This window comes from Ottowia oryzae, assembly GCF_003008535.1.
Lineage (GTDB): Bacteria > Pseudomonadota > Gammaproteobacteria > Burkholderiales > Burkholderiaceae_C > Ottowia > Ottowia oryzae.
This window is the reverse complement of record NZ_CP027666.1, coordinates 799005-811357: the sequence shown is the minus strand read 5'-3', so window position 1 is coordinate 811357 and position 12353 is coordinate 799005. Positions and strand designations below refer to the sequence as shown.

The following is a 12353-nucleotide window of genomic DNA, read 5'->3' as shown; positions in this document are numbered from 1 at the left end:
CAGCAACCCAGCCCAAGCCCGCCCTTTAGGAGCGCAAACACGCTGTCGCACGATATCTGGCCGCGCCGGCGATGCCTCGATCATGGGATCCTCCTGTTATTTGATGGCACGGGAGCTTAATGTCAAATGAATAGCGCGGCCGACTCAACCGCCACTATTTCACCGAATCGCGCCTTTGTTCTCGCGCGCGTTGCGCTTCTAATACATCGAGGCTTGACAAATTTAATTTTGTCACGATTTCTTGCAACAGCTTCAGCCGTGCCGATGCCGTGCCCATTTGGCGCGAATGGCATCGGCTACTCGCAGGCCGCGCAGTCCCGGAGTCAGGCGCAGCGTCGCGCCCGCCTGCAGCACGCCCGGGGCATCGACGGCCAGATAAAAGCCGCAGCGCGCCTCACGCACCATCAGCCGGGCGGCTTCGGCAAAGCCCATGACGGCGGTGAACTTGCCGCACGGCTCGCGCGGCGCCGTTACGCGCAGCACGCAATCAGAGCCGTCAAAGCGCAGGGTGTCACCGATGAAAACCTGCGCTTCCAGCAGCCCCGCCAGCGTGAGGTTTTCGCCCACGAAGCCGGGCGGCAGCGGCTCGTCGAACAGGCTGGCGCCCCCTTCTCGGCGCGCGGCCTGCCAGAAGGCCAGATGCTCGCTGGGGTAGGCGTACACCGCCTTGGCCAGGCCACCGTGAATGCTCAGGTCGGCCTGCTCGTCGCCCGCCAGCCCCAGCGGGCCTACCGCCACCGGGCCGGCCATCGCCCGCTTGCCGATGCCCGAGAGCAGCTTGCGCCCGCCCACCGTCAATGGCCGCGCCTGACTGACGCAGACGTGCAGCAGGCGCACCGCCGTTGCTGATTTTTTCGCACCTGAATGCATGATCTTTTATGCCTCCAGCGCCCCCCAGGCAAGCGCTGACAGCTATTTATTTCAGAGCAAACGCATTTCTGCACTGACCTATCACACGCGCATGAGCGCCTCGATCGCGTCAGGGTCCACGGGCACGTCGCGCGTGATCAGCTCGCAGCCGGTTGCGGTCACCACGGCGTCGTCTTCGATGCGGATGCCGATGTTCCAGAAGTCCTTCGGCACCTTCTCGTCGGGGCGCACATAGATGCCCGGCTCGATGGTCAGCACCATGCCGGCGCGCAATATGCGGCTGGGCCGGTCCTTGATGAGCTCGCCCGACAGCGGGTCGGTGCGTTCGCTGATCTGGCCGACTTCGGATGGCTCCACGTAGCTGCCGCAGTCGTGCACGTCCATGCCCAGCCAGTGGCTGGTGCGGTGCATGTAGAAGGGGAAGTAGGCGCGGCGGGCGATGGCTTCGTCCAGCGTGGGGTATTCGGCCTTGTCGATCAGGCCCAGGTCGAGCATGCCCTGCGTCAGCACGCGCACGGTGGCGTCGTGCGGGTCGTTGAAGCGCGCGCCGGGGCGGGTGGCGTCCACCGCGGCCTGCTGGCTGGCCAGCACCAGTTCGTACAGCTGGCGCTGCGGCGCGGTGAAGCGGCCGTTGGCGGGGAAGGTGCGGGTGATGTCTGACGCATAACCGTCCAGTTCGCAGCCCGCGTCGATCAGCACCAGCTCGCCATCGCGGATGGGTGCCGCGTCGGCGCGGTAATGCAGCACGCAGGCGTTGGCGCCTGCGGCGACGATGCTGGTGTAGGCCGGAAACTGCGAGCCGTGCTGACGGAATTCGTGCAGCAGCTCGGCGTCGAGGTGGTATTCGCGCACGTCTTGGCCCGCGCGCAGCATGGCGGCGCTGCGCTGCATGGCGCGCACGTGGGCACGGGCGCTGATCTGGCTGGCGCGGCGCATCGTGGCCAGCTCATGTGCGTCTTTGATCAGGCGCATTTCGTCCAGCACGGCGCACAGGTCGCGCTGCGTATCGGGCGCCAGTGCGCCGTAGCGCACGCGCGCGCGCACCTGGTTCAGCCAGCCGTCGATGCGTGTCTCCAGCCCCGGATGCGTGGCAAACGGGTACCAGACGACGGCGCGGTTTTCAAGCAGCTTGGGCAGGCGCTGGTCGAGTTCATTGACGGAGAAAGCCTCGTCCACGCCCAGCGCGGCGGGGGCGGCATCGGGACCCAGGCGGATGCCGTCCCAGATCTCGCGCTCGACGTCCTTGGGCTGGCAAAACAGCGTGCTGCGCCCGTCGCCGGTGATCACCAGCCAGGCGTTGGGCTCCGTGAAGCCGGTCAGGTAATAGAAGTAGCTGTCGTGCCGGTACGGAAAGTCGCTGTCGCGGTTGCGTTGGCGCTCGGGCGCGGTGGGAACGATGGCGATGGCGTTGGCGCCGATCTGCGCGGCCACGCGGGCGCGGCGCGCTGCGTAGACCGCCGAAGGAGTGGGTGTGGACATGCGCCGGATGATGACACGGCGGCGCGCGCCCTGCAGGCCACGGTGCTCGGTTGCTGGCCGTGCTTTCAGGGGCATGGCCGCCGCCAGCGCTGTGGTTCTCGCAGGCCGCGCTGGGCAGCGCATTCGCACAAAGTCACACTCGCGCCCATGGCCTTCAGGCGCGTAGCTCCCCCGGCCCACCGCTGCGCAGCGGCGGCACCGGCTTGGCGCGGCGTGACCGGGGCGCGGGCTGTGGCCGCTGCGCAAGTGGCGCCTCCCCTGTGCGGTGTGGTTGCCGTGCACTCGCCGCCGTGCGCCGCACCCCCACCAGCGTGCGGCTGACGCCTCTTCCTCTGTCCTCCTATTGATCTTTTGGCGCGGCGCCGCTCCGTGTCGCCCTAGCTTGCTGGCGCTTGCTCCGGCGCACGAATCGCCACGGGCAACGCTTGTGTCCGTGCGGCAGCCCCTCAATGAGGCTGCATCTGGCCTGAAAGCAGTACGGTGCGCCCTGGCACACCTTGTTTAACAGACCGCCACAAAGCGGCGGCGACGTCTTCGGCGCAGATGGCGCGGTAGTTGGCCGGCATGAGGGGCTTGAGCAAGGCGCTGACAACCGCGCCCAGGCTTTCACCCCGGCGGCCTGGCTGGTTCAACGCGCTTCGGTCGCCCAGCAGCAAGGAAGGTCGCGCGATGACCAGGCATGGCAAGCCCAACTGGGCCAGATCGGCCTCGGTCTCGCCCTTGACGCGGTTGTAGAAGAGGCGCGATTGCGCATCGGCGCCCATGGCGCTGACCACACCCACGCGCGCAGCGCCAGCCAGCTGCGCCGCTTGCGCCACGGCGAGCACCGCATCGTGGTCGATTGCGCGAAAAGCCGCTTGGCTGCCCGCGATCTTGATGGTGGTGCCCAGCGCGATGAGCGCGGCATCCAGCGGCGGCAATGCGGCGATGCGGCGCAGGTCAGACGGATGGTGGGTCAACTTCGGGTGCGCTTGGGTGGGTGCGCTGCGGCCCAGCGTATGCACCTGGGCGACGTCATCGTCGGCCAGCAACAGCTTGAGCAGCTCTCGGCCCACCAGCCCGGTGGCGCCGGCCAGCAGCACGCGCTGGCCGCTATGGGCGGCAGTGTTTTCGTCTGCCATCAGTCCTTGCAACCGGTGCTCGGGTGCTGGGCACCGGCCTTCACGGCGCGGGCACCACGTTCAGCTGCGCCAGCCGCTCCGGCGTGCCCACGTCCGTCCAGGCGCCGGTGTACAGCTCGGCGCTGACCTGGCCGGCGGCGATCGCCTTGCGCAGCAGGGGCGCCAGCGGCGCGGCGGTGCCCTGCGGGTTGCCGGGCAGGATGTCGCACCACGGCGGCGCGAACAGCGCGGGCCGGTACAGGGCAACGGTGCTGAAAGTCAACGTGCCCCCACGCTCCGCGGCTTCACCTGCTGCGCTGCCCCCCGAGGGGGCGTGCCCGCCTTGGGGCGGCCCGGCGGCGGGCGCGCTGACCGGATTGAGCGCCAGCCCGTCGGGGCCGATGGCGAAGTCGCCCTGCGGGTTGTGCGCGGGGTTGGGCACCAGCCACAGGTGCGCCAGGCGGCCGCTGGCGGCAAAGCGCTGGGCGGCTTCGGCGCTGATGGTGAAGCCGGGCGCGTAGATGTCGCCCGCCATCACCCAGAACACATCCTGCGGCTGCGGCGCCAGCAGCGGCAGGGCGCGGGCGATGCCGCCAGCGGTTTCGAGGGCGTAGCCAAAGTCGCGCACTTCGGACGAGAAGGCCACGCTCAATTCATCTTTTGATAGCTGCCGACGCAGGCGGGACAAGCGCTGGGCGTCAAAATGGCTCTCAATCTGTTCGCCCAGCCAGCCGGTGTTGATGACGATGTCGTGCACGCCGCCGCGCGCGAGTGCGTCAACCCACCACTGCAGCAGCGGCTGGCCGTGCACTTCCAGCAGCGGCTTGGGGCAATGGTCGGTCAAGGGCCGCATGCGTTCGCCCCGCCCGGCGGCCAGGATCAGGCCGCGCGGTGCCGCAGCTTCGCTGAGCGCGCCCAGCCTCATCGCGCACCGCCTGCGTGGGGCTGGGCTTGCTCGCCGCGCCGTGCGCCCAGTACCGGCATGGGGCACGTGGGCGACGTCGGCGGCTGAGCCTTAAGGGGGCGCATCGGGCTTGGCATCGCCGCAACTGTAGTACGGAAAAGCGGGGCTGCCGGCCCGCGCGGGCCGCCGTGGCGGCGGCTGGGCGCACGGGCCGATAAAATCAGCGGTTTCCGCTTACCCGCCCGCTTTTCAGCCATGCCGAACACTTCCCTGATGGCCAATGCCATCCGCGCCCTCGCGATGGACGCCGTCCAGCAAGCCAATTCCGGGCACCCCGGCGCACCGATGGGCATGGCCGACATGGCCGTGGCGCTGTGGTCGCGCCACCTCAAGCACAACCCGGCCAACCCGCACTGGGCCGACCGCGACCGCTTCGTGCTGTCCAACGGCCACGGCTCGATGCTGCTGTACGCGCTGCTGCACCTGAGCGGCTACGACCTGCCGATCGAGCAGATCAAGAACTTCCGCCAGCTGCACAGCCAGACCCCCGGCCACCCCGAAGTGGGCTACACGCCCGGCGTGGAAACCACCACCGGCCCGCTGGGCCAGGGCCTGACCAACGCGGTGGGCATGGCGCTGGCCGAAAAGCTGCTGGGCGCCGAGTTCAACCGCCCCGGCCACGCCGTAGTGGACCACCACACCTATGTGTTCCTGGGCGACGGCTGCCTGATGGAAGGCATCAGCCACGAAGCCTGCGCGCTGGCCGGCGCCTGGAAGCTCAACAAGCTGGTCGCCCTGTACGACGACAACGGCATCAGCATCGACGGCAAGGTGGCGCCCTGGTTCGTCGACAACGTGGCCGAGCGTTTTGAGGCCTACCAGTGGAACGTGATCGGCCCGATCGACGGGCACGACGTGGACGCGGTCGACCGCGCCCTGCACGAAGCGCGCGGCAGCGCCGAGCGCCCCACGCTGATCATCTGCAAAACCCACATCGGCAAGGGCAGCCCCAACCGCCAGGACACGGCCAAGGCCCACGGCGAGCCGCTGGGCGCCGAAGAAATCGCGCTCACGCGCCAATCGCTGGGCTGGGAATACCAGCCGTTCGAAATTCCCGCCCAGGTGTACGCCGACTGGGACGCCAAGCGCGCCGGCCAGACCGCCGAGGCGCAGTGGGAGCAGCGCTTTGCCCGCTACGCCAAGGCCTTCCCCGAGCTGGCCTACCAGCTGGCGCGCCGCCTGGCGGGCGATCTGCCCAAGGACTTTGCGCAAACCATCGTCGACGTGGCCGTGGCCGCCCACACCAAGGCCGAAACCGTGGCCAGCCGCAAGGCCAGCCAGCTGGCGCTGGAAGCGTTCACGAAAGCGCTGCCCGAGATGCTGGGCGGCAGCGCCGACCTGACCGGCTCCAACCTGACCAAGACCGCCGCCACGCCCGACCTGCGCTTTGCGCCCGACGGCAGCGTGATCAAGAACGCCGAAGGCCAGATTGGCCGCCACATCAACTACGGCGTGCGCGAGTTCGGCATGGCCGCCATCATGAACGGCATTGCGCTGCACGGCGGCTACATCCCCTACGGCGGCACCTTCCTCACCTTCAGCGACTACAGCCGCAACGCCATCCGCATGGCCGCGCTGATGAAGCTGCGCGTGGTGCACGTCTTCACGCACGATTCCATCGGCCTGGGCGAAGACGGCCCCACGCACCAGAGCATCGAGCACGCCGCCAGCCTGCGCCTGATTCCCAACCTGGACGTGTGGCGCCCCGCCGATACGGCCGAAACCGCCATCGCCTGGGCCGTGGCGCTGGAAAACCAAACGCGCCCCACGGCGCTGCTGCTTTCCCGCCAAAACCTGCCCTACGCGCCCAAGCGCGATCTGGCCGACATCAGCCGCGGCGCTTATGTGCTGAGCGAGCCGGCCGACCTGGGTCTGAAAACCAAGGCCAAGGCGGTGATCATCGCCACCGGCTCCGAGGTGCAGCTGGCGCTGAAGGCGCAAGAGCTGCTGGCCAAGCAGAAGATCGCTGTGCGCGTGGTGTCGATGCCCAGCACCACCACGTTCGACCGGCAAGACGAGAAGTTCAAGAAAGCCGTGCTGCCCGCCGGCCTGCCGCGCGTCGCGGTGGAAATGGGCAGCACCGACGGCTGGTGGAAATACCGCGTGGACGCCGTGGTGGGCATCGACCGCTACGGCGAATCGGCCCCCGCGCCCAAGCTGTTCGAGCTGTTCGGCTTCACGCCGGAGAACGTGGCCAACACCGTGCAGGCGGTGCTGCGCGGCGGCCCGTCCGGCCGCAAGAAATAATGGCCCCAATGGGCGCCAGCGCTTGATGGACAAGCGCAGCCAGCTATCAATTAACTAGCAAAGGAAATCGCATGACCATCAAGATCGGCATCAACGGCTTCGGCCGCATCGGGCGCATGGTGTTTCGCGCCGCCGTGGCCAACTTCAACGACATCGAAGTCGTGGGCATCAACGACCTGCTGGAACCCGACTACCTGGCCTACATGCTGAAGTACGACAGCGTGCACGGCCAGTTCAAGGGCGACATCGCGGTGGAGGGCAACACCCTGGTCGTCAACGGCAAGAAGATCCGCCTGACGCAAGAGCGCGACCCCGCCAACCTGAAGTGGAACGAAGTGGGCGCCGACGTGGTGATCGAATCCACCGGCCTGTTCCTGACCAAAGAAACCGCGCAAAAGCACATCGACGCGGGTGCCAAGAAAGTCATCATGTCGGCCCCGTCGAAGGACGACACGCCCATGTTCGTGCACGGCGTGAACTGCGCCAAGTACGCGGGCGAGCCGATCATCAGCAACGCCAGCTGCACCACCAACTGCCTGGCGCCCATCGCCAAGGTGCTGAACGACAAGTGGGGCATCAAGCGCGGCCTGATGACCACCGTGCACGCCGCCACCGCCACACAAAAAACCGTGGACGGCCCCAGCAACAAAGACTGGCGCGGTGGCCGCGGCATTCTGGAAAACATCATCCCCAGCAGCACCGGCGCGGCCAAGGCCGTGGGCGTGGTGCTGCCCGAGCTGAAAGGCAAGCTGACAGGCATGAGCTTCCGCGTGCCCACGTCCGACGTGTCGGTGGTGGACCTGACCGTTGAGCTGGACAAGCCCGCCACCTACGCCGAGATCTGCGCCGAAATGAAGGCGCAAAGCGAAGGCAAGATGAAGGGCGTGCTGGGCTACACCGAAGACAAGGTGGTGGCCACCGACTTCCGTGGCGACGCCCGTTCGTCCATCTTCGACGTGGATGCCGGTATCGCGCTGGACAACAACTTCGTCAAGCTGGTCAGCTGGTACGACAACGAGTGGGGCTATTCCAACCGCTGCCTGGACATGGTGCGCGTGGTCAGCGCCAAGTAAAGCGCTGAGCGTGCGGCCGGGCGCCTGACGTGCCCCGCGCTGCCACACCGAAGGCCTGCCACGCGCAGGCCTTTTTCATGGGCGCGCTTCAGGCGGTGCGCGGCGGCAGCGCAGCCATGCCCTCGCGGAGGGTGGTGGCGACGACGGCAGCGCTGGCGGCCAGCGCCTCGCCCTCGGTTGCCGACAGCGGCGGCATGAAAGCGTGCGATGCGCCGCCCGCGCCCAGCACGTGGGGCAGCGAGACGCAGGTGTCGCGCACGCCCAGCACCTCGGGCATGAAGGTGGACACGGGGAACACGCCCTGCTCGTCGGCCACCAGGGCGTGCACCAGGCGTGCGATGCAGCCGCCGATGCCGAAGTTGGAGACGCCCTTGCCCGCCTTGATGCGGTAGGCCGCGTCGCGCACATCCTCGGCCATGGTTTGCTGCAGGGCAGCGTCGATCGGCCGGCCCAGCTGCTCGGCAAACGACAGGATGGGCACCCCTCCTGCCACGGCGCTGCTCCAGTGCAGCACTTGCGAATCGCCATGCTCGCCATAGACGTACGCATGCACCGCGCCGGGCGCCACCTTCAGGTGATGGGCCAGGCGGTCGCGAAAGCGGGTGGAGTCGAGCATGCAACCGGTGCCAATGGCGCGGCTGGCGGGCACGCCCCAGCGCAACACGGCCAGCGCGGGCATCACGTCGACCGGGTTGGTGGCAAACAGCAGCACCGTGTCGGGCGCCGCGCGCAGCACCTGCTCGACCACGTTGTCGGCAATGCCCAGGTTCTTCTGCACGAGTTGCAGGCGCGTCTGGCCCGGCTGCAGGCTGGCACCTGCGGTGATCACCACCACGCTGGCGCCAGCCAGATCGGCATAGCCGCCTTCGCTGACGCGCGCCGCGTTGCCGAAGGCGGCGGCGTGGCCGATGTCGGCGGCCTCGCCAGCCGCGCGGGCCGTGTTCACATCCACCAGCACCACATCGCTGACGCCCGCGGTGCCCGACAGCAGGTAGGCCGCCGCGGCGCCCACCTGGCCCGCACCAATTACCCCGATGCGCGCGCCCATGTCAGAGCACCCCCATCATGGGCCACACCGTGGCCGACAGCAGCATGATCAGCAGCAGCCCGGCCACCGTGACCACCAGGCCGATCTTGGCGAATTCCTTCGTGCGGATGGCGCCCGTGGCGTAGCACAGCATGTTCTGCGGCGCGTTGGTAGGCAGGATGAAGCCGAACGAGACCACGAAGCTCTGGATCATCACGATGCCGAAGGCGGTCTCTTTGGTCACCGGCAGGGTCTGCGCGAAGGCGATGAAGATCGGGATCAGCGTGCTGGCCAGGCCGGTGGCCGAGGCAAAGCCCAGGTGCAGCACGATGCTGAACAGCGACAGCGCGCCCACCACCATCACCACCGGCAGCGCGGACAGGCCAATCTGCCCCAGCGTTTGCTGCGCCAGCCAGCCGGCCGCGCCGGTCTTGGACAGCAGCGTTCCCAGCGAGATCGAGGCCGCGAACAGCACCACCGTGCCCCAGGGCACCAGCTTTTCAGCCTGCGACCAGTGCATCACGCCGATGCGCGGCATCAGCAGCAGCGCAATGCCGATCTGCGTGGTGGTAGTGGTGTCAAACGGGTGCAGCACGCCTTCGGTCGACCACATCACCAGCAGCAGCACCGCCACGGCGATCAGGCGCTTTTCAGCGCCCGACAGCGGGCCCAGCTCGGCCAGTTGCGCGCGCAGCTTGGCCTCGGCCTCTGCGGCGGGCGGCACTTGCGGGCGCAGCAAGAACAGCGAGGCCAGGAACAGCACCACCGACATGCTGGCGGTGAAGGGCAGCGCCGTCAGAAACCACTCGCTCCAGGTCACCGTGCGGCCAAACGCCTTTTGCATGAAGTCCAGGCTGATCAGGTTTTGCGCCGCGCCGGTCTTGAAGCCCATGTTGAAGATCGAGCAGGCCTGCGCCGTGACGATCATCAGCGTGGCGCCCAGCGAGCTGTTAATGGGCAGGCCCAGGGCGGCCGTGATCCCGATCATGATCGGGATCACCGCGCCCACGCGCGCCGTGGCCGATGGGATGAACAGCGCCAGCACCAGGCCGACGATCATCGCACCCAGCGTCAGCCGCGCGGGCGAAATGCCAACGCGGCTCATCACCAGCAAGGCCACGCGCCGGTCCAACCCGGTGTGCTTGAGCGCCACCGCCAGGAACAGCGCCGCCGCCACCAGCAACACCGCCGTGGAAGAGAAGCCACCCAGCATGGCAGCCAGCGCGTCGGCGGATTTCATGGGGCGCGCGCCTGGCGTCAGCGACTTGCCCATCAGCCCCAGCACGGCCGCGCCGGTGAGGATGACCGCGCTGTTGGCGGGCGACACGCATTCGCTGATCCACAACGTGACCACCAGCACCAAAAGGCCCAGCGCCACCTGCCCGGCGGGGGTGAGGCCCGCAGGCGTGGGCAGCAGCAAGACCCCGATGTAGAGCACGATCGCCAGCAACAGCATGGCGAGCTTGCGGTTGGATTCCGGTTCCAGGGGTGAATTGAGCGGCGATACCGGGCCGGCCGCAGGTTGGGGGGGAGAGGTCATGCGTCGTACTTGAACAGTCACTCGGCCGCGCACCGTGCGCCGCCGATGCTCAAATCCTACGCCTTGCACGTGACCGGCGCGGGGCTGATTCGGCCCCGCCGGCGCGAGGTTTGATGCGCGTCAAGCAATTGGCCGACCCAGCCCGGCCTGGCGTTGCGTACAGCCCAAGGCGCCGCGCCGACCGCGCACGGAGCGGCGTGTTTGGCGCAGGCGGGCTGGCCGCTGCGGGCCTTTTCAGCGCCCGACCGATGACCGCTTCGGTGCGAGACGCCACGCATCACCCGACCGACCACCGCCGCCGCACAGGCCGTGCGTCGGCGGCCCAGCGCACGCGCCACGCGCCGGTCGATCGCCTGCGTTGGCCGCCAGGCCGCGGCGCCGCGCCTACAGGCCCTGCGCCCCCAACCATTGCGCCGCGCAGTCGGGGCGGCTGCCGCAGGCGGCGTTGAGCGCCTCAATCGGCTCGTCGGCAAACAGCACCTGCACCGTGCGGCCTGCGTGCGGCTGCCATGCGGTCTGGGTCATCAGCCATTTGGCGACGAACTCGGCCACCGTCTTGCGCGCGGCCTCGCGCTGGCGGTCCAGCAGGGGCGCGGTGGCGGCCTTGCGCCCCAGCTGGGCGGTGATGCCCTTCTCAAGCGCCTTCACCTGCGCCGGTCCGGTGAACAGCGACCACAGCCCGCGCGACTCGGTCTGCAGCTGCGCCGTGTCGATGGCCACCGGCAGCGAGGGCCGCACGCGCGGTGCGATCACGCGCACGCCGCCATCGGGCAGCACGCGCACCCGCCATTCGGGCGCCAGATCCACGTGGTAGCGGTAGTGCGCTGGCACGCGCACGCGCGAATAGGTGCTGCCCATGGGCACGCCCAGCACGTCGTGGTCGCGGGTGACTTCAAAACTCTCTGTCTGCCGCAGCTCTGACACCTCCAGCCGCCCGCCGGGCGTGCGCAGCACCACCGCTTCGCCCACGGCAGTGGGCAGAGGCGCAGGCGCGGGCGGCAGGGCTCGCCACAGCCAGACGGCCAGCAGCACGTTGGCGAGCAGGCTGAGCGCCAGCACCACGCGCCGACGCGGCGACCGCGGCGAGATCGCCGGGGTGGCCGTTGCGACAGGCGAGACGGCCTGTGGCGGCGCATTCGGCCGCGGCAAGGAATCAGGAGTTCTAGATGACAAACAGGCCTCCAGCGCAGGTACCACCTGCGCAAACAGCTATCAAAACAAGAGTATTCAAATACACCACAAGTTCCGCCACCGGCGCGTCCGCCGGCCCCGGCCCCCACGCCCTCCGACGCTCGGCGGGCAGGCGCAAGGGGACAACCGCGCGCCCAGGGCGGGCATTGCCCCGCGCCTTATCATCGCCCGCGCATGGACGTTTTGCACATCGTTGACCTGGAAGCCGCCATCAACCACTGGCGCGCCCGCGCGCCCAGCCAGGCGGGCGCTGCGCTGGCGCCCGAGGTGGCCGCGCTGGCCGAGGTGTACGCGCGCATGGCCATCGCCCAGCGGCAGACGCTGGAAGTGGCCGCGCTGAGCGACGACGCCCGCAGCGCATGGCTGGCCTGGTACGACACCACGCCCGACACGCCGTGCATCGCCATCTGCTCCACCAACCAGGGCGACGCGGTCTGCAAAGGCTGCGGCCGCACCGAGGACGAAGTGCGCCACTGGCTGTCGATGGGCCCCTTTGCCAAGCGCGCCGTGTGGCAGCGCATCACGCTGGCGCAGACCGCCTGGCGCTTCACGCGCTATGCCGAACGCGCCCGCGACGTGGCCAGCGTGGGGCCGGTGCCCGCGCCCGGCACCGCGTCGCACGCCGCACCTGCATCGGCCAGCACGGCTGCCCGGCCATCGGTTGCGCGCCCCGCTGCGGCGCGGCCCGCGCGCGAGGCGCTTGCCAGCCACCGCCCGCCAGTGGTCTAATCACCGGTTCCGAAGGGGAGTAGCTCCCTGCCCCCTTGGCCGCCGCACCTTGCCGTGCGGGCCGCGCCGGGGTGGTGTCGCCGGGTCGTCAATACGAAACGCCAGGGCTTTTTGCCCTTGTGTTTCCGGCCCG

10 protein-coding genes are annotated in these 12353 nt (G+C 68.8%); 3 read left to right on the top strand and 7 right to left on the bottom strand.

All coding sequences use genetic code 11. The annotated features are described in order from the left end of the window. Positions 1-252 precede the first annotated feature (252 nt). The 4 genes from C6570_RS03825 to C6570_RS03810 form a co-directional block, all read right to left on the bottom strand. A complete protein-coding gene (locus tag C6570_RS03825; RefSeq protein ID WP_106702039.1) occupies positions 253-870 on the bottom strand; it encodes an MOSC domain-containing protein in 618 nt (205 codons plus the stop codon). Between the two features lie 81 nt (positions 871-951). Beyond that, positions 952-2349, bottom strand: coding sequence for an aminopeptidase P N-terminal domain-containing protein (locus C6570_RS03820; protein WP_106704501.1), 1398 nt, complete (start codon positions 2347-2349; stop codon positions 952-954). 446 nt (positions 2350-2795) lie between these two features. Continuing rightward, positions 2796-3470, bottom strand: a complete 675-nt coding sequence (locus C6570_RS03815; protein WP_106702038.1) for an NAD(P)H-binding protein — start codon at positions 3468-3470, stop codon at positions 2796-2798. A gap of 40 nt (positions 3471-3510) precedes the next feature. Beyond that, positions 3511-4374: a nucleotidyltransferase family protein gene (locus C6570_RS03810; RefSeq protein WP_106702037.1), complete on the bottom strand. Its 864-nt coding sequence runs from the start codon at positions 4372-4374 to the stop codon at positions 3511-3513. 234 nt (positions 4375-4608) lie between these two features. Here C6570_RS03810 and tkt point away from each other — a divergent pair, with 234 nt between their 5' ends. Then, positions 4609-6660: a transketolase gene (tkt, locus tag C6570_RS03805; RefSeq protein ID WP_106702036.1), complete on the top strand. Its 2052-nt coding sequence runs from the start codon at positions 4609-4611 to the stop codon at positions 6658-6660. 71 nt (positions 6661-6731) lie between these two features. Then, a complete protein-coding gene (gene gap, locus C6570_RS03800; protein ID WP_106702035.1) occupies positions 6732-7733 on the top strand; it encodes a type I glyceraldehyde-3-phosphate dehydrogenase in 1002 nt (333 codons plus the stop codon). Positions 7734-7821: 88 nt separating this feature from the next. On the opposite strand, the gene C6570_RS03795 is transcribed toward gap, so the two are convergent. From C6570_RS03795 to C6570_RS03785, 3 genes are all read right to left on the bottom strand, one after another. After that, the gene (locus C6570_RS03795) at positions 7822-8781 is read right to left on the bottom strand and encodes a lactate/malate family dehydrogenase (RefSeq protein ID WP_106702034.1); all 960 of its coding nucleotides are present in this window, start codon (positions 8779-8781) and stop codon (positions 7822-7824) included. A 1-nt stretch (position 8782) separates the two neighbouring features. Next, a complete protein-coding gene (locus C6570_RS03790) occupies positions 8783-10300 on the bottom strand; it encodes an SLC13 family permease (RefSeq protein ID WP_106702033.1) in 1518 nt (505 codons plus the stop codon). A gap of 384 nt (positions 10301-10684) precedes the next feature. Next, positions 10685-11362 (bottom strand): DUF4230 domain-containing protein, encoded by a 678-nt coding sequence (locus C6570_RS03785; RefSeq protein ID WP_106702032.1) that lies wholly within the window; start codon positions 11360-11362, stop codon positions 10685-10687. Positions 11363-11665: 303 nt separating this feature from the next. Between C6570_RS03785 and C6570_RS03780 the strand changes: the two genes are divergently transcribed. Then, positions 11666-12220: a DUF3717 domain-containing protein gene (locus C6570_RS03780; protein WP_106702031.1), complete on the top strand. Its 555-nt coding sequence runs from the start codon at positions 11666-11668 to the stop codon at positions 12218-12220. Positions 12221-12353 lie beyond the last annotated feature (133 nt).

Bases quoted from the DNA above. Each gene is read 5' to 3' on its own strand.
- C6570_RS03825 (WP_106702039.1), bottom strand. From the start codon at position 870: ATGCATTCAGGTGCGAAAAAATCAGCAACGGCGGTGCGCCTGCTGCAC.
- C6570_RS03820 (WP_106704501.1), bottom strand. From the start codon at position 2,349: ATGTCCACACCCACTCCTTCGGCGGTCTACGCAGCGCGCCGCGCCCGC.
- C6570_RS03815 (WP_106702038.1), bottom strand. From the start codon at position 3,470: ATGGCAGACGAAAACACTGCCGCCCATAGCGGCCAGCGCGTGCTGCTG.
- C6570_RS03810 (WP_106702037.1), bottom strand. From the start codon at position 4,374: ATGAGGCTGGGCGCGCTCAGCGAAGCTGCGGCACCGCGCGGCCTGATC.
- tkt (WP_106702036.1), top strand. From the start codon at position 4,609: ATGCCGAACACTTCCCTGATGGCCAATGCCATCCGCGCCCTCGCGATG.
- gap (WP_106702035.1), top strand. From the start codon at position 6,732: ATGACCATCAAGATCGGCATCAACGGCTTCGGCCGCATCGGGCGCATG.
- C6570_RS03795 (WP_106702034.1), bottom strand. From the start codon at position 8,781: ATGGGCGCGCGCATCGGGGTAATTGGTGCGGGCCAGGTGGGCGCCGCG.
- C6570_RS03790 (WP_106702033.1), bottom strand. From the start codon at position 10,300: ATGACCTCTCCCCCCCAACCTGCGGCCGGCCCGGTATCGCCGCTCAAT.
- C6570_RS03780 (WP_106702031.1), top strand. From the start codon at position 11,666: ATGGACGTTTTGCACATCGTTGACCTGGAAGCCGCCATCAACCACTGG.